The following is a 24,743-nucleotide window of genomic DNA, read 5'->3' as shown; positions in this document are numbered from 1 at the left end:
AGGTAGGATGTCGATTTTTAAAGCAGTGGGCAGCAATCTTGTGTCTCACCCCCCGGACCAAGGCGTTGTTCAGCCCCTGGAAAAGCGCTTGCAGATTGAACATCTGATTAGCCCTAGTAATCCTTTAGCCACGGAGCTTACAGCGGGTAAGGATGTGGTTGATGGTTTAGGCCAAGCGCCCAAGTCATTGCCCCCGCATTATTTCTACGACGATCGCGGCTCTCAGCTATTTGAGCAAATCTGTGGGTTGCCAGAGTACTACTTAACTCGGACCGAGACAGCCATTCTGCAACAGTATGCAGCCGCGATCGCCCAAATTACGGGTCCTTGTGAGCTGGTCGAACTTGGCAGTGGTAGTGCTGTCAAAACTCGGATTTTGCTAGATGCTTATGCTTCCCTAGAGCAGCCTCTGCACTACATGCCGATTGATGTCAGTGCTGGCATCCTGGAAAGTAGTGCGCGGGATTTGCTCGTGGATTACCCAACCTTGCAAGTCCATGGCTTAGTTAGCACCTATGAGTTAGCCCTTGCCAAACTAGAGCCAGCGCAACTCCCTACCCGGATGATTTGTTTCCTCGGCAGTTCTCTGGGGAATCTCACTCCTGTTGCATGTGAGGTTTTCTTTGCTCAGGTAAAAGCAGCCTTGAAACCGGGTGAATATTTCCTGCTGGGGTTTGACTTGCAAAAATCACCCGATATTCTGGAAGCTGCCTATGATGACAGCCGAGGGGTGACAGCAGAATTTAATCTCAACATGCTGCACCATTTGAATTGGCGTTTCCAAGGCGACTTTGACGTGTCTCAATTCCAGCATGTCGCTTTCTACAATGAGTCGCTGCATCAGATTGAGATTTACTTAAAGAGCTTACGATCGCAAACGGTTCATCTGCGATCGCTCAACTTGGCGCTTGAGTTTGCTGCGGGCGAAACAATTCACACCGAAATCTCGCGCAAGTTCAATCTGGCATCCATGCAGCAAGACCTCCAAGCTAAAGGCTTAAACCCCATTCAAGCTTGGACGGATGCTAAGCAGTGGTTTGGTCTCGTCTTGTGCCAGGTTTAGTCTCATTTAACTCTTAGTACATCCACCCAAAAAAGTAGGGGCACAATAGTCTGTACCCCTACCCTCACTGTTATCGAGATATTAAGAACTTGTGATCCGTTGCTTACTTAGACTTCGGAGCCGCTTGTTCAGTTAGCTCAGAGCTGAACTCATTAAACATGCGCCGTCTTAGAGGTACAGATTCAGAACGGGGCAAGAGGTTAAATACCTCTCGGAAGGTATCATCCACCGCTTCAAAGGGGACTTTACCCTTGGCATTCAACGCCACTTTACCCTCTTGGTTGATCACTACAGTTTGGGGCACGACGCCAGCATAGTAGTAACCGGGTTCAGTTGGGCTGTAGCTAGATTTGATTGGAATGGCATCCACGTTGATGGGAATGAAGTCTACAACCTTGCCATAAAAGCCTTGGAGCTGAGAGACAACCGGGGAAAACTGCTTGCAATCCTTGCTGTCATCGACAAAAAACACCAGCAGCGCAGGTTTATGACGTTGGATTGAATCTGCCAAGGTGGTTCTAGGCGGGACCAACGCGCCATTACCCGCGTAGAGCGCAAAAATATTGCCATCAAAGCGATCGTCGTCTATGCCTGCGAGTGCAGGAGAAGCTCCGACCGACCAGAAACCAGCGATCGCGACCATTAACACCAGCAGCACAGCGAAAGTCTGTTGTCGCCATGACCGACGCTGCTTGGGTGCTCCTACCTGTGAGGACAGTTCACCAGTCGTCAAATATTTACTAGCACTAGTCATAGACACAATGGGCAACTTCCACCAGGGAGACATTCTAAAACTCAATACTAAGGCTTGACGATTCTACCGTATGTCATTTTCCCATTGTTAGGGGAGAGGCGATCGCAAAAAAATAGCACCTCCTCAAGCTTGAGAACGTGCTACAGGGTATGGATTTAACTTTGCGTCAGGATGTAAGAGAATTTCTGCTATTTCTAGCTCTCAATCTTTAGCTATCTTTAGCTGTGCTGATGATTGCCATTGGTGCGGGGGCTGCGGGCTCCCACAGAAGCGCCAACCATAGAAGCTACTAAGCCGAGTAGAGAACCAAAGGTGAAGGACCAACCTGCTTTCGCGGCATTGCCAGCCAAATCACGGGTGCCTTGAGCTGAGATATTAGGAGGGCTAGGGATAGCACCTGGGCTGGGAATATCGATACCACCTGGTTGGGCTGCAGCAGAGGCAGCATCGGCAGCACTATTCACTAACAAACCAAAAGTACCAGATACACCACTTGCCAACAACCAAGAACTAATAGCCAAGGTAGTTGCCCATAGGATAGCGCCATTTAGCAGGGCAGTACTGCGGTTCATCGGACCACAAGTACGGCTCGTAATCCAACCACCAATAAACAGAGAAATAAATAAACTAATAATGCTCCAGATGCCAACAGCAGTACCAACATCTCCAGCATCGGATCGGGGAGCACCGGACCCCGCAATGCTAGATAGTCCGATCGCAGCACCCAAAGCGCTTAATACTAATTGGGTTGCCAAAGCTGTGAGCAAACCTGCCAAAATGGGACCCCAACGGACCCGATCATGATATTCAGTAACTGGACCGTAAGCTGTTCTTTCAACTACATTATCTGCTGGCCGATTTGTATATGCCATAGCCTAATCTACCCCCTCCCACTGTATAGGTTCTTAAAGAATTTGCTTTAGCAATTTCTACATTTGAGCTCTACTTTAAGCTGACTCTACAGTGACTACATCTACCGGCGGGAATAAGATTTAGCTTCTTTCATACTCTCAGACACAGAAATTAAAATTTGTTTTTTTCTAAACTAAGAGGCATGAATTAGTTAAGTTTTTGTCAAGTTGCTCATCCCAAACACTTGAGAAGTTCTAACTCAGTTCTTATCATGAAAACTAAGCCAACTTGAATCTGCTCCTCTCATGAAAGGGTTTCAGGCGATCGCCGTTAAAAATACATTGACTGAATTTACATAATATTGCTTGACTTGTTAAAGTCTGGAACTTTGTAACACTCTTAACCAATTCAGTCTAGAAGGTATTCCTGCTTACATGAATAACTATTATGTCTGAGTCGCTCTTCACAGATATTAAAACCTACGCTTCTACTTGATTAAGTTAGTAAAGGCTCGGCAACTCAGCTACTTGTAAAATACCTACTCCTTTGGGCATAGAAAATGGGCGGCTTTGCCATAAAAAGCATGGTTTACTGAGTGGCATATAACCCTTTAGAAGTAGGTTGGCTTTAGTCTTAGCGCAGTCGAATTGCAGTTCCAGTCGCAGTAATGAGCAATAACACTCCAGACTGATCCAGGCTGATCGTTCCAGTATCGATCTCAATGCCAATGACCGCATTCGCTCCTAAACGCTCTGCTCGCTTCTCTAGCTCTGCGAGTGCATCTCGTTGCCCTTGCTCAAAAACGCGCTCGTAGCTGGCTGTCCGCCCGCCAATAATGTCTCGAATTCCCGCAAAAAAATCTCGCAACGCATTACTGCCGTAGACTACCTCAGCCGTCACGATGCCTAAATAAGCTTCGACAGTGGCTCCTTGAATGACATCAGTTGTTGATAAAATCATCGGTTGTCCTCACGCAACAATACTTAAACAGTTAACTGCCTCACCTCAATCTAGTAAAGCTACACCTGACAGCCTCAGCCAGGGGTTGGGAGCTGCCCAACTGGGCCGTTTCTCAACTGGGCTTCTCAATTGATAGGGCTCTCAACGTATCTCAAGTTTAGAGCCCAGAGTTTAGAGCCCAGATGTTATCAGCTTGGTTTCAACGAACGGCAGCGATCGAACTTCACTGCAAATGGAACTTGTTGTTGGTGGCAGCAGTCTCCTTCCTGATCCTTTCTCAGGGTCACTGTAGCCGTTAATCATTGCAAACGTCGTCTAGGAAAATTGGCTGTGTATAGACAATCTCTTTTGGCCCTTAGTGCGCTGTGCTTAGTAGGCTTAGGTCTAGCTGCACCCGTAACTCAAGCCTCTGAGGCAAAACAGACCCCAGCAACCAACCGCCATCAATCAGCGATCGCGAGCGGCTTAATTGCTCAAGCCAGCGGGTCCAATAGCGAAGAACTAAGCCGACTGCTAAAGGAAGGACGGAAGTTGGTTGATTCTGGCAACTTCCCTGGTGCCTTAGCACTCTATGAGCGAGCTGCCAATTTGGATGGTAAGAATGCCAAGATTTTCTCTGGAATTGGTTACCTGCAAGCTCGACAAGGCAATTTCCCCGCTGCTGCTGCTGCCTACCGTCAAGCCGTAGCGTTGGATCAGAAAAATGCCGATTTTCAGTACGCCCTTGGCTATAGTCTGGCCAACTCTGGAGATAATCCGGGAGCTGCTGCCGCCTATCAACGAGCGACTCAGTTGGATGGCAAAAATATAGAAGCCTACCTAGGATTGGGGATTGTCTTAGCTCGCCAAGGTAATAACGACGGGGCGATCGACGCTTATCAAAAAGTCATTACCATCAACCCCAAAAGCGCCAAACCCTATGAAGCGCTTGGATCACTATTACTCCAGCAAAAGCGTTATCGGGAAGCGATCGCGACTTTACAGAAGGCGGCTCAACTAGCCCCCAATCGCGCCAGCACCCAAATTAACTTGGGCGTCGCTTTCCTGAACCAGGGCGATACCCGTGGTGGCATTACCGCTCTCGAACGAGCCGCCCAAATGGAACCCCGCAATGCTGATATTCACTTACAGATTGGCAAAATTTTGCAAGACCAAGGCGATCGCCCTGGATCTTTGCAAGCTTATCAACGCGCGGTTGCGATCAAGCCTAGTTTGACGGAGGCCCATGCTGCGATTGGTGATCTGTATTTGGAGGATCAAAATTTCCTGCGGGCGATCGTAGCTTATCGCGAAGCCTTGGAAGCTAGCCCCGATGATGCCAGAACCGTTTACAACCTAGCTGTGGCTCTTAGAGGCCGCGATCGCCTAGACGAAGCCGAAGACACCTTCAAAAAAGCCCGCGACTTATTCAAGCGTCAAGGCGACAAAGCAGGCGAGGAAAAAGCCGAATCCGCCTTACGCAGTTTTAAGGACTAAAATCAACTTTTCGAAGCTACAAGTTCTTGAAAGTAAACAAGGCTGGGGAAGACCCGATCTCACGGCCAGAGTCTGAGAGTAGTTACTCTTAGGCTCAACTTTAGGTTGCAAAAGGTGAGCCTGCTCAATTCTTGGTTACGAGTGGTTATAAAGGCTGAGCGATTCTTGGTTACGAGTGGTTATAAAGGCTGAGCGATTCCTAAACCGTGCTTCAGCGGTCTTTCCACCCCCAAAAACCTGGAATGAAAGATTTCAAAATAATCCCAGCGTTAAACCGGGTCAGCGAAAGCTCAATCTCCTGATTTACGTAAATTCAAAAAGAAAGATGAAGCTGTAACAAGAACTATAAATTTGGGAAAACTTCTCTAAGCCCTTGACAACATGACAACATCACAAGGCGCTCAACTACCGAGAGCAATCTTCACCATAAATTTAAACAGTGCAGTTTACATTTATTAACAAAATGCAATAGTATGTATTTAGGTATATATCCTCAGTTGAGTATATATTCTTATTTGTCCTGATCGTGTTGACTCAGTCTGTCAAGGAAACCTTATACAGGAGCGGCGGGAGAAGCAAATTCCCTCTAGCTTGGGCTACTGGTTAAGCTGCTATCCCAATTATTCAATCATCGATTTCGAGAGCGCCTAGCACCATCTGGTCTGACCTCCCTTCAATCGGTAGACCTCCTAATCCAATCGAGACGGATTGATTCAGCACCCTGAATGCCCTTCGTAACGAAACGACCGAATTATTAGGTCTTGACATGAGTACCCATTTTCCTTGGCTCACCACCATCATTTTGCTGCCTCTTGTGGCATCCCTGCCCATCCCCTTCTTGCCTGGTAAAGACAACAAAGTTGTCCGCTGGTACGCCCTAGGGGTGGGTTTAGTAGATCTAGTCCTAACTCTCTTCACCTTCTGGCAGCACTACGATTTACAAAACCCCGAGCTACAACTCGTTGAAAGCTATACCTGGATTTCCCAGATAGGTCTTAACTGGTCAGTCGGCGTTGATGGTTTATCGATGCCTCTGGTGCTTCTAACGGCTTTGGTCACGACCCTCGGCATCATGGCAGCTTGGCCTATCACCCACAAGCCGCGCCTGTTCTACTTCTTGATGCTGGCCATGTACAGCGCCCAGATCGGAGTATTCGCAGCTCAAGATCTGCTGATGTTTTTCCTCATGTGGGAACTAGAGCTGGTACCCATCTATTTGCTGATTTCGGTCTGGGGCGGTCAAAAACGCCTCTATGCAGCAACCAAATTCATTCTCTACACGGCGGTTGGCTCGCTGTTTATTCTCGTTGCTGCTTTTGCAATGGCCTTCTATGGCGACAACGTCACCTTCGATATGCGAGAGCTGGCCCTTAAGGACTACTCTCTAACTTTCGAGTTGATTGTCTACGCAGCCTTTCTAGTTGCCTACGGGGTCAAGCTCCCCATCTTCCCCCTACACACTTGGCTACCGGATGCTCACAGTGAAGCGCCCGCGCCTGTGTCCATGTTGCTGGCGGGTGTGATGCTGAAGATGGGCGGCTATGCCCTAATCCGGATGAACGTGGAAATGCTGCCAAACGCTCACGTTTACTTTGCGCCTGTGTTAGCTCTGCTCGGTGTAGTCAACATCATTTATGCGGGCTTGACAGCGTTTGCTCAGACCAACTTAAAACGCCGCATGGCCTACTCTTCTATCTCCCACATGGGCTTCGTGCTGATTGGGATTGCCTCCTTTACAGAGGTTGGATTGAGCGGGGCGATGCTGCAAATGATTTCCCACGGTTTAATTGCAGCGGCTCTATTCTTCCTATCTGGGGTGGCTTACGAACGGACTCACACCCTGATGATGGACAAGATGGGTGGGATGGCGAAGCAAATGCCGATTGTGTTTGCTTTGTTTACCATGGGTTCGATGGCCTCACTGGCGCTACCAGGCATGAGCGGTTTTGTCAGTGAATTGAGCGTATTCCTCGGCTTTACTAGCAGTGAAGCTTACAGCGACCCTTTCAAAGTCGTAGTGGTGTTGCTTTCGGCAGTGGGCTTGATTGTGACTCCCATCTACTTGCTCTCAATGCTGCGGGAAGTGTTCTACGGTACCGCTAGCCCGGAAATGGCTCAGGTCAAATTCTGGGATGCAAAGCCTAGAGAAGTGTTCATCACGGCTTGCCTGATTGTGCCCATTATCGGAATTGGTTTGTATCCTAAGCTGGCGACCCAAACCTACGATGTGAAGACCGTCGCGATCGCCTCTCAAGCCAGAAACTCCCTACCTCTAATCGCAGAGCAACCTCCCTCTCGCTTGTTCTCTCGCGTCTTGAGCGCACCTCAACTACAAACTCCGAAGCCGAGTGAACTGCTGGGTGTGCTGAAGTAGATTTCTGCCCATTAACTCAACGGACAGCATTGATTGTTGTCCTTACCCCTGAAGTCAGCAGTATGATTTCAGGGGTTTTTGTTGATTGCAAGGATTGAGACTATGAAAGTTTGGACTTCTGTACTTCTGGCTCCCGTGGTTGCTTTAGTTTGGTCAGCAAGCGCCCAAGCAGCTCTACGCACCAAAGTTGTGGAGTATAAGCAAGGAAACACAGTTCTAGAAGGATATTTGGCTTATGACGATGCAGTAACTGGCAAGCGGCCTGGAGTGCTGGTAGTGCATGAGTGGACAGGCATCGGGCCTTATGTGAAGCGCCGCACTAACCAACTAGCAAAAATGGGCTATGTTGCGTTTGCACCTGATATTTATGGCAAGGGCGTTCGGCCCAGCAATCCGAAAGCAGCAGGGGCTGAAGCGACCAAATATCGCTCCAATCGCGGGTTATTACGCGATCGCGCTCAGGCTGGTCTCAATGTTTTGCGCCAACAAACTCAGGTAGACCCCAAGCGAATTGCGGCGATCGGGTACTGCTTTGGCGGCGGCACCGTTTTGGAACTAGCTCGTAGCGGCGCTGATATTGCAGGGGTGGTTAGTTTTCATGGTAATTTAGACACCCCCAACCCAGCCGATGCCAAGAATATTAAAGCTAAAGTTTTGGTATTGCATGGCGGGGACGACCCTCTAGTACCTGATGAGCAGGTGCAGTCTTTTAAGCAGGAGATGCGCCAAGGTAAGGTCAATTGGGAACTGGTGAGCTATGGCGGTGCCGTCCACAGTTTCACAAATGCCGAAGCAGGCAATGATGTCTCTACAGGGGTGGCTTACAACCGTACCGCCGATCGCCGCTCTTGGGAAGATATGAAGCAGTTTTTTACGGAGATTTTTGGAAATAGAAGATAGGGAGGAGTGAGAAGTCAGAAGCCAGGAGCAGAAGGGTTTTAGTTCCCCTAACTTCTTAAGCGATTCGCCTCTCATAGAGAATCGGAACTGTCTCTAGTGCTACTGACTTCTAACTCCTAGCCCCTTCCTTCTTCATCTCTCATCCCTTCTCATCCTTCCGTCTTCACCGCCTGCTCCTGCACAAGGTTGGGGCGGGTCACATTCGAGGCAAACAGGTTTTGGAAGGCCGTTTTGCGGCGGGCGACGTTGTTGGTGTCAAAGTTCCACATGGTTTCGTAGTAGAAGAAAGACACACCTTTGAAGTCGCGATCGCGTACCGCTTGCACTTGGGCTTGAATTTGTGGAGTTGGCATCAAACGGTCTTTCAAGCCTGCCAAAATGCCGATCGCGACAGGAATATGTTGTTTCGCAGCTCGAACTTCGGGCTGATCGAGTTCTGAAATAAAGGTGTTTAAGTCAGTGCGATAAATCTGCAACAACAGTTCTTCTACCAAGCCACGGCGTTCCCACGTGGCCCAATCGGCCAAAAATTCCTCATAGGAGAACTTTTGCGGATTGGGAGAGAGGGAAACGATTGTCTTGGGTTTACGAGCCTTAATTGCCTCAAACGTGCGAGCGAACACAGCGGTAATTTTGTCAGCACGCCAACGAGTCCACTCGGCATCTTTGGGATCGCTTGGTGGTTTCTGGCCTTGATGTTCTTGCTGATAAAGCTTGACGGTGATGGGGTCGTAGCCAAACTGAGCAGGTAGCCCAAAGTGGTCATCAAACTGAATGCCATCAATGTCGTATTTGGTGACAATTTCGGTGACCAAATCGATCATGAACTGTTGCACTTCCGGCTGAAAAGGATTGAGCCAAACGCGACTGTGCTTGCCTTCGGCCCAAATCGTGGAACCGTCTTGTCGAGTAGTAAGCCAGTCAGGATGACGTGCCACTAGGTCTGACTCGGCAGGAGCCATGAAGCCAAATTCAAACCAAGGAATGACAGCGAGGTTGTTACGATGGCCTTCCGCTACGGCTTCCGCCAACATATCTCGCCCTTGCAAGCCTGGAGTTGGATCTACCTCTGTACCAATCACTTTTTTGGCAACTTCGCTAGGGTAGAGTGTATGGCCCCAGTTCCAAACCGTTGGATAAACGGTGTTGAACTTGAGATTTGCCAGGTCTTGCAAGTCATTCTTGAGGCGATCGCGACTAAACAAGATCTCGCTATCGACGTTGGTGAGCCACACGCCTCGGATTTCGCTCGTTTTGTTAGTGCTTTGAGGCTGGGACTGGGGTTTGTTACTAGCGATGTATTGGGTAGGAACTAGGGCGAGTTGATCGGAGCCTGCTCGACTGCGACAAATGGCTGCTGCTACATCGGCGCGAGTCGCCATTTGATTGGGATTGAGAGACTTGACGTTGGGATAGTTGACGACAATTTGTTTTTCAGTCGCTGCCGCGATCGCGTTACGGGCATAGTCAGGAATCGCTTGAGCATCATTAAAGTTAGCACTTAAGGTTGTGGCAACAGGTTGAGCCGCTTTGTAGCCCAAGCCACCTGCTAATGCTACTAGAACTTGAGCGCGAGGGATATTCTGAGCTGGTCTAAAAATTCGACCGGGATAACCGGACATAAACCCCGCACCCGATGCTTTATCAATTGATTGAGCCGCCCAATAATTAGTCGCTACATCACTAAATCGGATGGGTGCGGTCGGTAGGGCAGCATTAACGGCTCCCGGAAACGCTTTCACCACCATTGCGGCAAATTCAGCACGCGTGACGGGGGCACTGGGGCGGAAGCTACCATCGGGATAGCCACTAATGATTTTCTGATCAGCCAAATTTTCAATACAGTTCTGTGCCCAGTGACCTTGAACGTCCTTAAATTTAGTTGGGCTCGTTTGTGCGGTGGTGGGGGTCATCAAACCCGCTGCAATCACCATCGCGATCGCAGTCAAAAAGGTGGTGAAGAAGGTCAGCGGCGAGCGGGGTCGGTAGATTTTATGCATGGAAAAGTTCTGTAAGGCCAAGGTGACAGGCAAAGACGAATGGATGGCGGCTTATCTCTCTTAATCCAATTAAGTTGCCCCAAATTCCGTCAAAAAAAGTGGGCCTCATCTAGCCCACTTAATCCATGACTCTGAAAGTGATGTCACGGTGCCGCTCGCGTCGGTAATGTTACAAAGCGATCGCTCCTCACGTTACCCTGACTTACCACTCGCCTTAGCTTTGTAGCCCAACTTGGTCAAAATTTCTACGAGTTTCTGTGTGTGGTCACCCTGAATCTCAATCGCATTCTCTTTCACAGTGCCACCCGCGCCGCACTGGGCTTTCAGCTTTTTCAACAAATCGGCCAATGTTTCTGCCTTGGCTTGGAACCCAGTAATTTCAGTCACCGTTTTGCCACCCTTGCCTTTTCGGGTTGCCTGCACCTTCAAGTTTTGTTGATTTGGCGGTAAATCGGGCACTCCACGCGCAAACGCATCAGGATTGGCAGAGTTACCAAACTCAGAGTAGACAACGCGATCGCTCTTATCAGTCGGCTTACGCTTAGAAGAAGCCATAGTCAGAAACTGCTTATTGCTGAGTTGAATTCGTGGGAGTTGTAGGTTCTCCCTTCACTCCCCCAATGTAAAACAACCGGGTCACTGCTTCATAGGCCCAATGCTCACGCGGTACGTCGGAGAAAGGTGGCTCAAATTGCTCAATTGGGGTTTCGTAAACCTGAGGGATTGGCAGCGGCGCATCCTGACGGCGAATCGGATAACCCTCGTTTAGAGTCGGATCTACTTGCGTCGGTTGCGATGGAGATTCAGTAGGTGTGAGATCAGGCGTTTGAGCTTGAGCAGGATGAACGGCGATCGCGCTTCCAGTCAAAGTTCCTAAAACCAAGAGCCATCCTAGAGGACGAGCCAGAATTTGTTGCAGCATAGGAGGATTGAACGTGCGAACTTTATCTCCACGGTAGCGCGATCGTTTTGGCTGTTGCCCAATTTCATAACTCAAGCAACCCCTAAATGCCGAGCTTCACCTGCATTACTTCATATAAAACCCGCGATAGTTCTCGCCGTTGTAGCACTTGTTTGTCGGCAGGAGTTCTCGCAAAAGCACGATCGTAGGCAGCAGGCAGTGCTTTTTTGACTAAGAACGAGAGTTGCTCGCGAGTGATCGGGCGTTCTGGGGCAAAACGGCGATCGCCCACACCAGCGGCAATTTGCTTCGCAACTAATGTTTCAATCATCGGGTAAGCCCAGCGGTAGTTAGGCAACACATCCACGAAGGTTGGCGTGGCAGGCGAAACCAGTTCAAAGCCCAACAGCTTGACTAGTGCGGTGGCAACCACAGCTCGATTGACGTTGGCTGAGGGCCGAAAATGCAGATCGGTGTAGTTTTCACTGCGAATAATTCCAGCAGCAGCTAGAACCTGAATCGCTTCAAAGTCGGGATCATCGTGAGCAATATCATCAAACCAAAAGAGCGGGATGCCATTGCGAGTCAGGGTGCCTTGCAGCTTGCGTTTAAGCGTTTCGTTGGTGGCAATATCGCGAACTTCTACTCCTGCATTGACGGCTAGAGCGGCTAAATAACCTCCTGCTTCTCCGATCGCCCATTCTACGGGGTGCATCCGATAAGCCGCGTTGGTAATGTGGGTAGTGCCGATGCTTTTGGCCGAGAGGATCAAGCCATCGGTGTTAATCGGAATCAAAGCGCCCAGAGGCAAGGTAAAAGGCAACGCAATCACGTTTTCCCCTGGCAAGCTGGCATGCCCTGGCTCGTCATTGCCGTGCAGATCGAGATAGTGGTACTGACCGATGCCGACACTATCCTCAAAGCTTTTTGCTCTTGCCTGGCCAGGGAAAAAGGGCTTGGCGACATCTTCATGGCGAATCGTGGTGGCCGCAATGCCACGTCTGGCTTCGCGAATGTAAGGCTCTATGGCAATACCATCCCGAGTCCAAGTGAGGTCGCCGCGTGGCTTTAGGTCTGGGACTCCGTTGGTTTGCAAATAGTGAACGTAAGCACGGGCGCGATCGCGGGCTTGTTGAATGTGACGCTGCCGTTCGTCTCGGCTCACACCGACTAAGACCCCAACTCGATAGTCATTGCCACAGCACCAAGGCCCATTTTCCCCATGTTGATGTTGGCCCCAGTTCAGAACCGTGACATCCCCAGGGCTAATTGTTTTCTCATTTTCGGCTGCCCGGGAAATTCGTCGATAGCGAAAGATGCCAAAAGGATTGAAAAACTCACGGGGTTGGGGTTCCCACTGTCCACGGCTTTTGTGCCAAAAGGCGCTTTGAAACTCTGCGGCATTTAGCCAAGGACTGCTGTTATATCCAGGAGGAGCCCCGATCGCCACCCCACGTCCCGGAGCCGTCCGTTCGACAACAGCGCCAAAGGTAAAAGACTGCTGACATTGGGGCAAGGCTCGTTCGGGCAAGGCTTGCTCTCCGGTTTCACTCCGGGCTTCCTGACCGACGCGAGACTCAATATTGCCTAGTTCTAGCAAGTCTCCCAACTCTGTCGCTTCTAGGATGACTCTGCTGTTGATCGTAAAGGTGTGATTGTTCTGGCGATCTTGAAACACGATTCCCGTCACGCGCCGACGCTGGCCTGGATTGTCGCTGGTCACGACTTTAATCGGTTCAGAAAAAGGAATCAGGATGAGCTTGCCTTGGGCGAGGTAAGGGGCGATCGCTTCGTTCATCGCGGTGGCGGCGACCACAGGGGTAGTAGCTAGGGGGCTGACCCAACCTCCGCCCGGATTGGCAACTTTTCTACCGTTGAGCTTTTGTAATTCCCGTTGGCGATCGCGGAAGCTGCGTTGGGTTTTAGAAATGGCAAACCGCTCGCCTTCGACTTGAAAGGGGGTGGCAGCTTGGCGCAGGAGATCGCCATCATCGGAGGCGGGGAGGGCTTGGGCGGTGAATTGTCCGCCAACTACGGCTTGGGGTTGGACGAGACAAACGTTAATGCCACTGCGTAGGGCTGCGAGGGTGGCAGCATAGGCGGCTGTGGAGCCTCCCACAATCAGAATTGGGTAAGACAGCGATCGCCCATTCTCTGGCCTTGTGAAGGTGTTGGGGTCGAAGATTCCCCCTTGCTGGCGGACTGGCTGTGGTGTCGGCATGGCTTTAATCTGGCGGTTGAGAATGGTGGGATGCGGAAAAGCCTGATTTATGGATTTTAAGCAGGGTTAGGGGTTTAGCTTGGTTTGCCACAGCTTGATTTAAGTTCTGGGCTGAACCAAGACTTGAGGGCAGGTGCCCTCAAACTCCCGCTGAGGAACGGCTGCGTCCCCCAGACCCCCTCCAGACGAGTCTAAGTGTGGGTGTTTTGGTACTTTGTTTTCGGCACTTTGTAATGCTTCACTCTCCCAACTCCCGACTCCTGACTTGGGGCTCCTCCCTTTTTCATCCTTCAGCCCTCCTCTTTCATCCTTCCCTGTTCCCTCCTTTTCTCGCGATCGCTGTTTCAGAACTAGTGGGATTTCCTATAATGAACCTGTCCCCTCACTGCGTCAGGTCTGTGACACGTACTCCTCTTTCTTCTACCCATCAATCTGCGATCGATAATCTTGCTGAAGTGATTACCTCGGCTCAGCGGCCTGATGCGCTGGGGCGGTTTGGTCAGTTTGGTGGTAAGTATGTGCCAGAAACGCTGATGCCAGCGTTGAGTGAGTTGGAGACTGCGTTTCATCAGTACTGCAACGATCCGGAGTTTCAGCAAGAGTTGCAAGGGCTGATGCGGGACTATGTGGGACGTCCCAGCCCGCTGTATTTTGCAGAGCGGCTGACGACTCGGTATGCTCGCCCGGACGGGAGTAGTCCTCAAATTTATCTGAAGCGCGAAGATTTAAACCACACAGGCGCTCACAAAATCAATAATTCTTTGGCTCAGGCGCTGCTGGCGAAGCGGATGGGTAAGCAGCGGATTATTGCGGAAACGGGCGCGGGACAGCATGGCGTGGCGACGGCAACGGTCTGTGCTCGCTTTGGGCTGGAGTGCATCATCTATATGGGTGTGCACGATATGGAGCGGCAAGCTCTGAACGTCTTCCGGATGCGATTGATGGGCGCTGAGGTGCGTCCGGTGGCTTCTGGGACGGGCACGCTGAAGGATGCGACTTCGGAGGCGATTCGAGACTGGGTGACGAATGTGGAAACGACTCACTACATTCTCGGCTCGGTTGCAGGCCCGCATCCTTACCCCATGATTGTGCGCGACTTCCAAGCGGTGATTGGTCAAGAAACTAGAGCACAGTGCCAAGAAAAGTGGGGTGGTTTACCTGATATCCTGCTGGCTTGTGTGGGTGGTGGCTCGAATGCGATGGGCTTGTTCCACGAATTTGTGAATGAACCGAGTGTTCGGATGATCGGCATTGAAGCGGCTGGAGAAGGCGTAGATACGGAGAAGCACGCAGCGACGTTAACTCGTGGTCGTGTGGGTGTGTTGCATGGGGCGATGAGCTATCTATTGCAAGATCAAGACGGCCAGGTAGTTGAGCCACACTCGATTAGTGCGGGCTTAGACTACCCTGGCGTTGGCCCTGAGCACAGCTACCTCAAAGACAGCGGTCGAGCGGAGTACTACAGCATCACGGACGCAGAAGCGCTAGAAGGTTTCCAATTGATTTCTAAGCTGGAAGGAATTATTCCCGCTTTGGAAACGTCTCATGCGATCGCCTACTTAGATTACCTTTGCCCCCAACTCGAAGGTAGCCCCCGCATTGTGATCAACTGCTCTGGCCGTGGCGACAAGGACGTGCAGAGTGTAATCAAATACCTGAAGCTGGACGAGCAGAATTCCTAGGGATTCTACCTTTTGCCTTTCGTAGGAGCGAAGCATTCGGTAGCAGTACTTTGGGCAACTCCAAAGACTCTCAACCGAATGCTTCGCCATTACTTTGAGAAGCGCGATAAGGGCTACGCCCTCGCAAGCGATCGCCCATTAGGGAACCATTGTTCTAGTTACAAGTCCGAATAGATCGGGTGTTAGCTTGAGAATCTTTTCTCTCCTCAAAACTTGACTGACTCAGGGTTGCATGCACCTCATCTACCATTTCTGACTTGCTCTAGATCAAATAGGAGCCATGTTTCATGATGCGACCCCTTCTGACTGGGATTGCTTGCAGTGCTGTCGTGATGACGGGTGGATTGGTGGGAGTTTTCACTCACCAAAATCCTGCCCCTGCCATCACCAAATCTCTTAGCTCAACGGCTCAGCCTGCTCACTCACACACACAACTATTCGCTCAAACGCCAACAACAGCTAGTTCACTCACCGCTATTGAAAAATCTGCTTTTGATCAGATCAATAAGTACCGTGCTTCCAAGCGCCTACCTGCATTAACTTGGAACGCAGCGATCGCGGAGCAATCTCGCAAACACAGCCAAAACATGGCCAATGGTAAAGTGCCATTCAGCCATGATGGATTCCAGCCACGAGTCGCAGCGATCGCCAAAACAGTAGCGTACAGAGGGGCGGCTGAAAACGTTGCTTATAACCAAGGCTTTAGTGATCCTGCGACTAAGGCAGTGCAAGGCTGGATTAAAAGCACGGGACACCGCACCAACATCGAAGGCAACTACAACGTCAGCGGCATCGGTGTGGCCAAAAACGCCAAAGGCGAATATTACTTCACTCAGGTCTTTATTCGTTCGCGATAACGGATAGTCTCAGGCTCTTGTAGCCCATACAATAAGAGGTGCCCTGCTGCTGTGGCGGTTTCGGGCACTTTGTTTATGAGCGGTTGAGCGATGGATTTTGAAGACTTTCAGGTTTACGATCGCGACTTACCTGAAGTAGCGTTACAGCAATACTTACCCGCCGAGGCGATCGCCGTTGATACAGAAACAATGGGTTTACTACCCCACCGCGATCGCCTTTGTTTAGTACAACTCTGCGATCCTCAAGGCCGAGGAGCCGTGGTGCGGATTGAGCGCGGCCAAGCAGAGGCTCCTCATCTTCAGCAATTGTTAGAAGCGCTGACAGTGACAAAGGTGTTTCACTTTGCCCGTTTTGACATCGCCACGCTGAAGCACAATCTGAGTATTCAGACCGCACCCATCTTCTGTACCAAAATTGCCAGCAAACTAGCCCGCACGTATACTCCACGCCACGGCCTGAAAGATGTAGTGCAAGAGTTGGAGCGAGTAGAGCTGGATAAAAGTGCTCAAAGCTCGGACTGGGGCAACGCAGCCAATTTATCAGACGAGCAACTGCGCTACGCCGCTAATGATGTGCGCTATCTTTTGAGCGTGCGCCAGAAACTCATAACCATGTTGCAGCGAGAGGAGCGATGGGATTTAGCCCAGCAGTGCTTTAACTGTCTGCCGACCCTCGTGGCTTTGGACTTGCTGCAATACAAAGACTTGTTTGAGCACTAAGCTTATAAAAAGCACCCTTTTAGCGTTGAAAAGCGGTCAGCGTCGCTTCAATCGGGTAGCCCACGGCTTTCCAGGCGGGCAAGCCACCTCGTAACTCTGATACCTGGCGATATCCGGCGGCCCGTAGTTTAGCAGCAGCTTCGGCGGCTTCTTCGTCAATATCGCCGTAGATGTACAAATCGCGATCGAACTCTAGGGAATTTAGGGTGCGAGCAGGAAGCTCGGGCAGAGGCATGGAAATCGCACCAGTGATGTGGCTGAGGTTGAATTGGTTGCGATCGCGTACATCAATGATTGTCAGTGCGGGTTCACCCCAATCTAAGCGAGCCTTAAGGTCGTAAACGCGAGACTTGGACCGTAGCGCTGGGGGCCGAGGGAGAAGGCTAAAGAACGCGTCCATGTGGAGAATGCCAAGTAGCTTTGCTTGCAATCTAACAACTGATTTTGCGAGCTGCAAAATTTTATGTAGAAACCTTGACTTTTGAACCTTGATTTGGTGTCTCGTTTAAAGCGGTAACTGATCAGCTAAAGATTAAAAATGGGGCGTCACCTCAAGGTGGCCCCGAAATCAATCTAGCGCTTAAAAGCAAGACACCAGACGCAGCAAGGGTTCAATGATTAATTATTGAAAATCAATTTCTTGCTTTTGAGTGTGATTGGCGAGCGCAGAGATCACGTTGTATCCTTCGGGTCCAGGAGGTCTTTGAGAGTCCTCAGCACCGTCAGTGGCTCCATCTACTGCTTTCCACGCTTCCAAGCCACCCTTTAGCTCAGCCACATTGAAGAAACCAGCGCCCCGGAGGGTTTGGGCTGCTTGAGCCGTTTCTTGCTCGTTGCCACCATACACATAAATGTCGCGGCTGGGTTCTAGGCTGGACTGCGCCCAAGACACCAACTCATCCATTGGCATGGACATGGCTCCAGTGATGTGGCTAGCATTAAAGCTTTCGCGATCGCGAGCATCTAGAATTGTCAGCGCAGGCTCACCCCACTCCAAACGAGACTTGAGGTCATGCACCGAAGATTGAGCCTTCAGGCCAGGAGGGGTAGGAGTGACATTGGGCAAAGCTTCTTTAGCATGTTCGATTGCATCTGCAACCTTATGGGTTGCGTTATCCGCAGCATGGGCAGCATTATCTACGGCACTTCTAGCTTTATCTTGCATATTTTCCATAACGAGCTTATTAATCGAATCACATCATCTGAACTGTAATCGCAAGCCCAAAGGCAATCGATCCCCCCTGAGTAGTAAGGTCAAAAAGTTCTCCCTTTGGAGAGATCGCACACCTTCCAAATGCTTTCAAAAGCAAGGCGATCGCACTCGAAACCTAGCCCCGATTCAGCAGATCTGTCCTCTAAACTGGATCTATGGCACCCAGAATTCAGACCCTACCGCTAGAGGTAGTCCATTTAATTGCGGCTGGAGAAGTGATTGATTCTCTGGCGGCAGTTGTGCGGGAATTAGTCGAAAACGCCCTAGACGCAGGGGCAACCCGCATTGCGATCGCGCTCTGGCCAGAGCAATGGCGAGTCCGAGTAGCTGATAATGGCGCTGGCATGGACTTGGCAGATTTGAAACAAGCTGCCACACCCCACAGCACCAGCAAAATTCAAGTGAGCGAGGACTTGTGGAAGATTACAAGCCTAGGATTTCGCGGTGAAGCGCTGCACAGCTTGGCTCAGTTGGCAGAACTGGAAGTATTAAGTCGGCTCCATAGTAATCAAGCGGGTTGGCAAGTTAGCTACAATACCCAAGGAGAGCCAGCGCGAGTCGAGCCTGTCGCGATCGCCCCTGGCACCGTCGTCACTGCCAGCAACTTGTTTGGCATCTGGCCCGCTCGCCGAGAAGGACTGCCCTCCCCTGCGCAGCAGTTACGCTCGATTCAGCTTACTATCCATCAGATCGCCCTTTGCCACCCGCATGTTACCTGGCAAGTTGAGCAAAGCGATCGCTCTTGGTTCTCGATTTGGTCTGGAGAAGATGCCAAGCCAGTTTTAGCCCAGATTCTACGAAGCAGCCATCTCAGTGATCTTCATGCTTTAGCGATCGCTAGCCCCAGAACCGCCACTACCCCAGGAATCCCCAACCCTGACACTTCCAACCCAGAAAAGCTGCAACTAGTCCTAGGCTTGCCAGACCGTTGCCATCGTCGTCGTCCCGACTGGGTGCGAGTCGCCATCAATGGCCGCATCGTCAAAGCCCCCGAACTAGAACAAACTATTCTGGCCGCCTTTCGTCGCACCCTCCCCCGCGATCGCTACCCTGTTTGCTTCGCCCACTTGCAGGTTCCCCCCAACCACATCGACTGGAACCGCCATCCTGCCAAAGCCGAAGTCTATCTGCATCACTTAAGCGATTGGCAAGAAGCCGTCACCCAGGCGATCGCCCAAGCCCTGCACTTCAGTCCAGCCCAACTCACCGAGTCCTACCATTCCCAAAGAGTGGGACAACTCTTGAAAGTCGCCGAAGCCGATGGTGTGTATCAAGTCAGCCGCACCATTCCCGTAGAAACCGAAACCACTGTTACAACTGATGACTCAACCAACCCGACCGTCACCAATCTTCTAGAACTAAGAGCCGTTGCCCAAGTCAGCAATACCTATATCGTCGCCGAGCATCCTGCGGGCATGTGGTTGGTAGAGCAGCACATTGCCCATGAGCGCATCCTGTATGAGCAACTGTGCGATCGCTGGCACCTCGTTCCCCTAGAACCCCCCGTCATCCTCAACAACCTCTCCGCCCCCCAGCGCGAACAACTGCAACGCCTAGGGCTAGAAGTCGAGCCATTTGGTGAACAACTCTGGGCAGTCCGCACCGCCCCCAACCTCCTAGCCCAGCGCGAAGACTGCGCCGCCGCCCTCTGGGAACTGAGCCTTGGAGGAGATCTAGAATCCGCCCTCGTTGCCACCGCCTGCCGCAGCGCCATCCGCAACGGCACCCCCCTCACCTTGCCAGAAATGCAAACCCTCCTCGACCAATGGCAACAAACCCACCGTCCCCACACCTGCCCCCACGGTCGCCCCATCTACCTATCCCTAGAAGAAACCGCCCTATCCCGCTTCTTCCGTCGCCATTGGGTGATTGGGAAGAGTCATGGGATTTAGGAGAGTGAGGAGTGAGAAGAGAGGGGTGAGGAGAAGGATGAGGGATGAAAAGTTAGGAGTCAGGAGCCAGAAATTAGAGGACAAAAGTTCTTCGCGAGAGACACCAAAGTTACCTTTGGAGGGGGTCTGGGGGACGCAACCGTCCCTCAGCGGGAGTTTGAGGGCGCTTGCCCTCAAGGCTCGGATTGCAAAACCCCAACTCAGACCACCAAGCCCAAGCTCACTGCGACAAACTACCCGCACTAAATTCCTGACAAAAACTATCCACCACTCGATCCAACGCCACCGCCCTCGATGCCTTAAACAACAAGCGATCGCCCGGTTGCACCAATTGCTTTAAGCGCTCCACCACCGCCTCAGACCCATCAAACTCCTCCGTCGCAATCCCCACCGCTCCAGCCGCCATCGCCGCACTTTCCTCTGGATCAGCCAAAATCAACAAATGATCTAAACGTAATTGAGCTGCCATCGCTCCCACCTGTTGGTGAAACTCCGGCGATCGCTCCCCCAACTCCTTCATCGTGCCCAGAACCGCAATACGACGTTGACCCGGCGTTTGGGCTAGCAACTGCAAAGCCGCAATCATCGACTCCAGTCCAGCATTGTAAGTTTCGTCCAAAAGCACTACATCATTGGGTAGCTCATGGCGCTTGGCGCGACCACTAGGTAACTCCACCGCCAAGCTCGCCTGCAAGGGTTGCCAGCTAATATTCAAGCTTTTGGCAACCGCCAGAGCAGCTAAATAATTGAGAGCATTGTGCTGTCCCGGTAGAGGTAAGGGAAACTGCATCCCCTCTACACTTAAAGTGCTGGCATCTAATAACTGTCCTTGGAAGTCCCCGCCTGCTAAACCATAACTGATGGTCTTTCCTGACCAGACCGTTGCCGCAGTAGGTAACAACAGGGGACTGTCGTGGTTGAGAATTGCGGTCCCTGTGGGAGCCATTTCCGCCAACAACTCACACTTGGCCTGCGCGATCGCTTCCTCAGAACCTAACCGTCCAATATGTGCCGTCCCCACATTCGTAATCACCGCAATGTCAGGCCGCGCAATTTGAGCCAACAGTGCAATCTCTCCCGGACCTCGCATGCCCATTTCAATCACGGCATAGTCATGGTCTGGTTCCAGTTCAAGTAGAGTTTTTGGCACGCCAACTTCGTTGTTGTAGTTGGCTTGGGTTTTCAGCACTCGTCCCCTGGTTGCCAACACCGCACTAATTAATTCTTTCGTAGTGGTCTTGCCCACCGATCCTGTCACCGCCACCACCGGAATCCCACACTGATCTCGCCACCACCGCGCGATCGCTTGGTATGCCTGCAACGTGTCTGTCACTTGCAGCAGAGGAAAAGCCCCAGTATTTTCCCGTGGCGGAGTTTCTTCATAAGCTTGATCCACGATCGCCGCGATCGCTCCTTGGTCTAGAGCGGCACCGACAAATCCATGCCCATCAAACTTTTCGCCCCGCAAAGCGACAAACACTTCTCCCGGTTGGAGACTACGAGTATCGGTGCCAATGCCGACTGCTTGCTGCGCTAAATCCGCGCTAGAGAGGTTAAGGGGTATAGCGTACAGAATCTCTACGAGCTGGGATAAGGTGGCACGACAAGGCATAAGACGGCAGTGATTGAAACAAACTAGCTGTGATCATACCGTTGCCTGCTCCTACCCACGGATAATGTGCCCCTAAGCCAACCTGAAAAATTTTTGATGAATTTATGCCGATCCTTCCGGAAAGGGCTGAACTGTAGTTGTATTACTCAATGGAATAAATTTCTGTTCCTGTGTCTACAAGCTTTTCAGCGCTTGATTGACTGTCCTGTACTCCACATGCCAAACAGGAAGCTAGTCAAAAAAGCAGTTAACTTGTAGACTTCAGGGGGTTGAAAACTTCACCGAATCTTTAAACGATTGGTGACTTCAGTCACATTGACCAGTGATCTCACCCAGTACGATGGGAGAGTACTAGGATCGAGTCAGTATTGAAGTTTACAAGCTTTTCTTGTAAACCGAGTTTTCTCCTAAGTATTTACGTCAATCTTTTATTTGTTGCTAATAAATCAAGCCTTACAAAATTTTCGCTTAGCCTCCTTTCCCCAGTGTGGGAGCGCAAACTAACGTGACTACTTGGATGGGTCAGTACAATCGAGAGATTACACCAGAGGAGCAGAAGCTTTATGATCACTTGCTCTTCTGCGTCGAGCACGAGTCACCTCAGCAGCTAATTGGCCGCTTTCGGTCACTGTTTATTGATGGCATTGGCTATCCAGAACGCGAAATTACCGTTGCGCTCGATCAGCTCATTGCGTCTAAGTTTGCCGAGCAAGAATTTAAGTTTGTCTTAAATCGTTGCTGTCACATTTTGATCAACCGTTGGCAGACGCGATCGCAGTTGCAGCAGCCAATTTTAGAATTGGTGGCGCTGTTTGAGGCTCCTTCTGCCCGCCCGATTACTGAGGTGTCTCGCGGCAAATCAGTCAGGCGATTGCGGGAACTGGTTGTCTTGTTTTGCCAAAGTGAGTACTGTGCCACCCTGCGACGTTTAGCGCGAGTCATTATTCAGACTAATGAAGCGCAGCAGCAGGATAACCGCTCTCTCGGAACGCTGATTCGGCGCTATCCCTATCTTTATGACCACTGCTTGCTGAGCGAAGACAGTTCTTACGAGCATCAGCAAACAATCCGTCAGATTCAAACTCAGGTTCAGCGACAATTTGAAGTGGATCTGTCGCAGTACGTCACCTATCGAGTGCGGCAGTCTCAAACCGTACGCTTGTCCCCGACCTTGATAGAAGCCCGCCAACTTCAAGCGGTGAAGAATCCGACGCTGTTGAGTGATGACGAACTCTACCAGGCTTTGCAGCAGTTTGCGGGGCGAGTAGATGGAGATGCTTCTTATCGAGATTTAGCCCAACGCTTTTTGCTCAACGCAAAGTACACGCCATCCTATGCGACGTTTAAGGATGACTTGTATGAATACATTGTGGCTGCGGTTGATCCAGAGTACGGCAAGCGGCAATTTAACAATCAGCTTTACCTGCATCTGCGCAATACCCTGCCAGATAATCATGACCAGCGGTTGAATGAGTTTCTGCTGATTAGAACTTGCGCTTATCTACTCAACTTCTTAGTCGTAGAAAGTGCTCAGCGCCCTAACCACTTTGTTTTTGTCGATCTGATTACCAACTTAGGGGCTACTGCCGCAACCGGGTTGTTGCTGAAGATTGTGTTACTTTGCCGTAAAGTGAAGCCCTATCTAGAAAAGCGCTTTTCTATTTTGTTCAATCACTATGAAGCTTGCGCTCGTGAAGGGGTGCATTGGCTAATTCAAGCTTTGGAAAACCTAAATGTGGCCCTTAGCACTAACTTTGGTGTGGTAGACCTCTCTTACATTCATCAAGTCGTTCAATAAACCCAAAGTATTAATTGATACCAAGCTCTGAATGAATTGGGGCGATCGCTCTCCTCCTTAGGTTTGGTGAGGTGCGATCGCCAGCCTCCACTTAACTGTGCTGCTAACTGCGCCAAGAATGACTCACTTTATTCAGTTGCATCACATCTTCATCGCTGAGCGTCCAGCCTAAAGCCCCCGCATTCTGTTGGGCTTGTTTGGCGTTCTTAGCACCTGGAATCGGGATGACTCCACCTTGAGCAATTAACCAATTCAGGGCAACTTGAGCAGGTGTCCGACCATACTTGGTGCCCAAATCCTGAAGTAGATGGAGCACAGGCGCAAGTTTCTGGAGACCGTCGCGGCTAAAGCGAGAATCCCATTGGCGGGCTCCAGTAGGTTCCTGGTAATTTTCTGCGGTGTATTTGCCAGTGAGTAAGCCTTGAGCCAAGGGGCTGTAAGCCAAAATCGTGACTCCTAATTGCCGCGCCATGTCCAGAATGCCATTGGCTTCAATCTGCCGAGTGATCAGGGAGTAACGAACTTGATTCACTGCTAAAGGCACACCCCGCTCAGCTAGAATTTTGTGCGCTTCTCGCATTTGGTCCGCCGAGTAGTTGCTCACGCCGATAGCAGCAATTCTGCCTCGCTGCACTTCATCGGCCAAAGCATTCATCAAGGTTGACTGGCTCATAAGGAAGGTGAAGGGCCAGTGGACTTGGTAGAGGGCAATTTGGTCTACTTGCAATCGCTTCAGGCTTTCCGTAAGAGCGTCAGTGACAGATTGCCCGCCAAAGCGCCAAGGAGCAGGACCGTATTTGGTGGCGATTTGTACGGGTTGTTGAGCTTGCTTCATAAACTGCCCCAGCAGCTTTTCCGACTCACCAAATCCGTAGACTTCCGCAGTATCAAAGAAGTTGACTCCAGCTTCTAAGGTGGCTCGAAAAGCAGATTCAACTTCGGTTGAGCCATAATGACTGCCGTAGTTCCAAAACAGCTTATCGCCCCAAGCCCACGTACCAATGCCTAAAGCAGGTACAACCGGACCCGTGGGGCCGAGCTTTATTGTTTGCATACTGTGACCTCTAACCTCTTTACTTTTCGTTATGTGCTTAGAGTGTAACGTTCTACAAAAGGCTGGAGAGGCTTTGAATTAAGCGTTCCAGGATTTTTATAGAGTTTGGATTACGCCTGAGGATAGAGTTGCTTCGCAATAAGAACGCATGACTTTAGGCTTCATCTCTCTAGAGCTTCCTTGAAGCCTCTATCGTAAGAAATAAAGCCAGGACTTACGCAGGAGCAATATTAGACTGGAGCAATGAGCTTCACTAAACTCGACTACTGCCAATACCTGATCAGTAGCCCGATCAACTACCCAGTGACAAACTTGGCTGACCATCTTGATGGCATTAGTCATGACCGCATCAACCGTTATTTGCGTGGTGAGAAGTTGACCCCTCGTCTGTTGTGGGACAACGTTCAACCACTA

20 protein-coding genes and 1 pseudogene are annotated in these 24,743 nt (G+C 50.7%); 10 read left to right on the top strand and 11 right to left on the bottom strand.

Annotation, left to right across the window (positions count from 1 at the left end):
* Nucleotides 1–40: 40 nt before the first annotated feature.
* Complete coding sequence (egtD, locus tag H6F72_RS04000) at nt 41–1,063, top strand: L-histidine N(alpha)-methyltransferase (RefSeq protein ID WP_370527437.1); 1,023 nt, start codon at nt 41–43, stop codon at nt 1,061–1,063.
* Nucleotides 1,064–1,166: 103 nt separating this feature from the next.
* On the opposite strand, the gene H6F72_RS03995 is transcribed toward egtD, so the two are convergent.
* The 3 genes from H6F72_RS03995 to H6F72_RS03985 all read right to left on the bottom strand — a co-directional run bounded on the left by H6F72_RS03995 (nt 1,167) and on the right by H6F72_RS03985 (nt 3,629).
* Nucleotides 1,167–1,850: a thylakoid membrane photosystem I accumulation factor gene (locus tag H6F72_RS03995; RefSeq protein ID WP_348252342.1), complete on the bottom strand. Its 684-nt coding sequence runs from the start codon at nt 1,848–1,850 to the stop codon at nt 1,167–1,169.
* 185 nt (nt 1,851–2,035) lie between these two features.
* A complete protein-coding gene (locus H6F72_RS03990; RefSeq protein ID WP_190432101.1) occupies nt 2,036–2,689 on the bottom strand; it encodes a hypothetical protein in 654 nt (217 codons plus the stop codon).
* A gap of 613 nt (nt 2,690–3,302) precedes the next feature.
* Complete coding sequence (locus tag H6F72_RS03985) at nt 3,303–3,629, bottom strand: YbjQ family protein (RefSeq protein ID WP_190432100.1); 327 nt, start codon at nt 3,627–3,629, stop codon at nt 3,303–3,305.
* A 330-nt stretch (nt 3,630–3,959) separates the two neighbouring features.
* Between H6F72_RS03985 and H6F72_RS03980 the strand changes: the two genes are divergently transcribed.
* From H6F72_RS03980 to H6F72_RS03970, 3 genes are all read left to right on the top strand, one after another.
* On the top strand, nt 3,960–5,105 hold the full coding sequence (locus H6F72_RS03980; protein ID WP_199298872.1) for a tetratricopeptide repeat protein: 1,146 nt from the start codon (nt 3,960–3,962) through the stop codon (nt 5,103–5,105).
* Nucleotides 5,106–5,871: 766 nt separating this feature from the next.
* Nucleotides 5,872–7,479 carry an NAD(P)H-quinone oxidoreductase subunit 4 gene (locus H6F72_RS03975; RefSeq protein WP_190432098.1) on the top strand — a complete coding sequence of 536 codons (1,608 nt, stop codon included), beginning with the start codon at nt 5,872–5,874 and terminating at the stop codon, nt 7,477–7,479.
* Between the two features lie 102 nt (nt 7,480–7,581).
* Nucleotides 7,582–8,379 carry a dienelactone hydrolase family protein gene (locus H6F72_RS03970; RefSeq protein WP_190432097.1) on the top strand — a complete coding sequence of 266 codons (798 nt, stop codon included), beginning with the start codon at nt 7,582–7,584 and terminating at the stop codon, nt 8,377–8,379.
* A gap of 149 nt (nt 8,380–8,528) precedes the next feature.
* Here the strand turns inward: H6F72_RS03970 and H6F72_RS03965 are convergent, their stop codons facing one another.
* The 4 genes from H6F72_RS03965 to H6F72_RS03950 form a co-directional block, all read right to left on the bottom strand.
* A complete protein-coding gene (locus H6F72_RS03965) occupies nt 8,529–10,379 on the bottom strand; it encodes a family 10 glycosylhydrolase (RefSeq protein ID WP_190432095.1) in 1,851 nt (616 codons plus the stop codon).
* A gap of 192 nt (nt 10,380–10,571) precedes the next feature.
* Nucleotides 10,572–10,934, bottom strand: coding sequence for a translation initiation factor (locus H6F72_RS03960; RefSeq protein WP_190432093.1), 363 nt, complete (start codon nt 10,932–10,934; stop codon nt 10,572–10,574).
* A 13-nt stretch (nt 10,935–10,947) separates the two neighbouring features.
* A complete protein-coding gene (locus H6F72_RS03955) occupies nt 10,948–11,376 on the bottom strand; it encodes a hypothetical protein (protein ID WP_190432092.1) in 429 nt (142 codons plus the stop codon).
* 7 nt (nt 11,377–11,383) lie between these two features.
* Nucleotides 11,384–13,501 carry an FAD-dependent oxidoreductase gene (locus tag H6F72_RS03950; RefSeq protein ID WP_190432090.1) on the bottom strand — a complete coding sequence of 706 codons (2,118 nt, stop codon included), beginning with the start codon at nt 13,499–13,501 and terminating at the stop codon, nt 11,384–11,386.
* Nucleotides 13,502–13,899: 398 nt separating this feature from the next.
* On the opposite strand from H6F72_RS03950, the gene trpB reads away from it, so the two are divergent.
* From trpB to H6F72_RS03935, 3 genes are all read left to right on the top strand, one after another.
* On the top strand, nt 13,900–15,183 hold the full coding sequence (gene trpB, locus H6F72_RS03945) for a tryptophan synthase subunit beta (RefSeq protein ID WP_370527436.1): 1,284 nt from the start codon (nt 13,900–13,902) through the stop codon (nt 15,181–15,183).
* Between the two features lie 287 nt (nt 15,184–15,470).
* Complete coding sequence (locus H6F72_RS03940) at nt 15,471–16,040, top strand: CAP domain-containing protein (RefSeq protein ID WP_190432082.1); 570 nt, start codon at nt 15,471–15,473, stop codon at nt 16,038–16,040.
* A gap of 90 nt (nt 16,041–16,130) precedes the next feature.
* Complete coding sequence (locus tag H6F72_RS03935; RefSeq protein ID WP_190432080.1) at nt 16,131–16,760, top strand: ribonuclease H-like domain-containing protein; 630 nt, start codon at nt 16,131–16,133, stop codon at nt 16,758–16,760.
* Between the two features lie 19 nt (nt 16,761–16,779).
* Here H6F72_RS03935 and H6F72_RS03930 read toward each other — a convergent pair whose 3' ends face one another.
* Nucleotides 16,780–17,160: a rhodanese-like domain-containing protein gene (locus H6F72_RS03930; protein ID WP_190432077.1), complete on the bottom strand. Its 381-nt coding sequence runs from the start codon at nt 17,158–17,160 to the stop codon at nt 16,780–16,782.
* 222 nt (nt 17,161–17,382) lie between these two features.
* A complete protein-coding gene (locus H6F72_RS03925; RefSeq protein ID WP_242016776.1) occupies nt 17,383–17,934 on the bottom strand; it encodes a rhodanese-like domain-containing protein in 552 nt (183 codons plus the stop codon).
* A gap of 194 nt (nt 17,935–18,128) precedes the next feature.
* On the opposite strand from H6F72_RS03925, the gene mutL reads away from it, so the two are divergent.
* Entirely contained in the window at nt 18,129–19,865 is a 1,737-nt protein-coding gene (gene mutL, locus H6F72_RS03920) for a DNA mismatch repair endonuclease MutL (protein WP_190432075.1), read from the top strand.
* 220 nt (nt 19,866–20,085) lie between these two features.
* On the opposite strand, the gene murF is transcribed toward mutL, so the two are convergent.
* Nucleotides 20,086–21,477, bottom strand: coding sequence for a UDP-N-acetylmuramoyl-tripeptide--D-alanyl-D-alanine ligase (murF, locus tag H6F72_RS03915; RefSeq protein WP_190432072.1), 1,392 nt, complete (start codon nt 21,475–21,477; stop codon nt 20,086–20,088).
* A 517-nt stretch (nt 21,478–21,994) separates the two neighbouring features.
* Here murF and H6F72_RS03910 point away from each other — a divergent pair.
* Nucleotides 21,995–23,275 (top strand): hypothetical protein, encoded by a 1,281-nt coding sequence (locus H6F72_RS03910; protein ID WP_190432069.1) that lies wholly within the window; start codon nt 21,995–21,997, stop codon nt 23,273–23,275.
* Nucleotides 23,276–23,378: 103 nt separating this feature from the next.
* Here the strand turns inward: H6F72_RS03910 and H6F72_RS03905 are convergent, their stop codons facing one another.
* Nucleotides 23,379–24,329, bottom strand: coding sequence for an aldo/keto reductase (locus H6F72_RS03905; protein WP_190432066.1), 951 nt, complete (start codon nt 24,327–24,329; stop codon nt 23,379–23,381).
* A 243-nt stretch (nt 24,330–24,572) separates the two neighbouring features.
* Between H6F72_RS03905 and H6F72_RS30080 the strand changes: the two are divergent.
* A pseudogene (locus H6F72_RS30080) lies at nt 24,573–24,743 on the top strand (IS701 family transposase); the annotation flags it as partial.

Origin of the sequence: Trichocoleus sp. FACHB-46, assembly GCF_014695385.1 — a bacterium.
Classification (GTDB): Bacteria; Cyanobacteriota; Cyanobacteriia; order FACHB-46; family FACHB-46; genus Trichocoleus.
Note: the sequence above shows the minus strand (reverse complement) of the source record. Positions and strands in the feature narration are given on the sequence as shown.

What these genes read in the sequence shown, in the direction of transcription:
- H6F72_RS03960 (WP_190432093.1), bottom strand. Translation starts at nt 10,934, where the DNA reads ATGGCTTCTTCTAAGCGTAAGCCGACTGATAAGAGCGATCGCGTTGTC.
- H6F72_RS03905 (WP_190432066.1), bottom strand. Translation starts at nt 24,329, where the DNA reads ATGCAAACAATAAAGCTCGGCCCCACGGGTCCGGTTGTACCTGCTTTA.
- H6F72_RS03935 (WP_190432080.1), top strand. Translation starts at nt 16,131, where the DNA reads ATGGATTTTGAAGACTTTCAGGTTTACGATCGCGACTTACCTGAAGTA.
- murF (WP_190432072.1), bottom strand. Translation starts at nt 21,477, where the DNA reads ATGCCTTGTCGTGCCACCTTATCCCAGCTCGTAGAGATTCTGTACGCT.
- H6F72_RS03940 (WP_190432082.1), top strand. Translation starts at nt 15,471, where the DNA reads ATGATGCGACCCCTTCTGACTGGGATTGCTTGCAGTGCTGTCGTGATG.
- mutL (WP_190432075.1), top strand. Translation starts at nt 18,129, where the DNA reads ATGGCACCCAGAATTCAGACCCTACCGCTAGAGGTAGTCCATTTAATT.
- H6F72_RS03950 (WP_190432090.1), bottom strand. Translation starts at nt 13,501, where the DNA reads ATGCCGACACCACAGCCAGTCCGCCAGCAAGGGGGAATCTTCGACCCC.
- H6F72_RS03965 (WP_190432095.1), bottom strand. Translation starts at nt 10,379, where the DNA reads ATGCATAAAATCTACCGACCCCGCTCGCCGCTGACCTTCTTCACCACC.
- H6F72_RS03995 (WP_348252342.1), bottom strand. Translation starts at nt 1,850, where the DNA reads ATGTCTCCCTGGTGGAAGTTGCCCATTGTGTCTATGACTAGTGCTAGT.
- H6F72_RS03990 (WP_190432101.1), bottom strand. Translation starts at nt 2,689, where the DNA reads ATGGCATATACAAATCGGCCAGCAGATAATGTAGTTGAAAGAACAGCT.
- H6F72_RS03910 (WP_190432069.1), top strand. Translation starts at nt 21,995, where the DNA reads ATGGGTCAGTACAATCGAGAGATTACACCAGAGGAGCAGAAGCTTTAT.
- H6F72_RS03975 (WP_190432098.1), top strand. Translation starts at nt 5,872, where the DNA reads ATGAGTACCCATTTTCCTTGGCTCACCACCATCATTTTGCTGCCTCTT.
- H6F72_RS03930 (WP_190432077.1), bottom strand. Translation starts at nt 17,160, where the DNA reads ATGGACGCGTTCTTTAGCCTTCTCCCTCGGCCCCCAGCGCTACGGTCC.
- H6F72_RS03985 (WP_190432100.1), bottom strand. Translation starts at nt 3,629, where the DNA reads ATGATTTTATCAACAACTGATGTCATTCAAGGAGCCACTGTCGAAGCT.
- H6F72_RS03970 (WP_190432097.1), top strand. Translation starts at nt 7,582, where the DNA reads ATGAAAGTTTGGACTTCTGTACTTCTGGCTCCCGTGGTTGCTTTAGTT.
- H6F72_RS03925 (WP_242016776.1), bottom strand. Translation starts at nt 17,934, where the DNA reads ATGGAAAATATGCAAGATAAAGCTAGAAGTGCCGTAGATAATGCTGCC.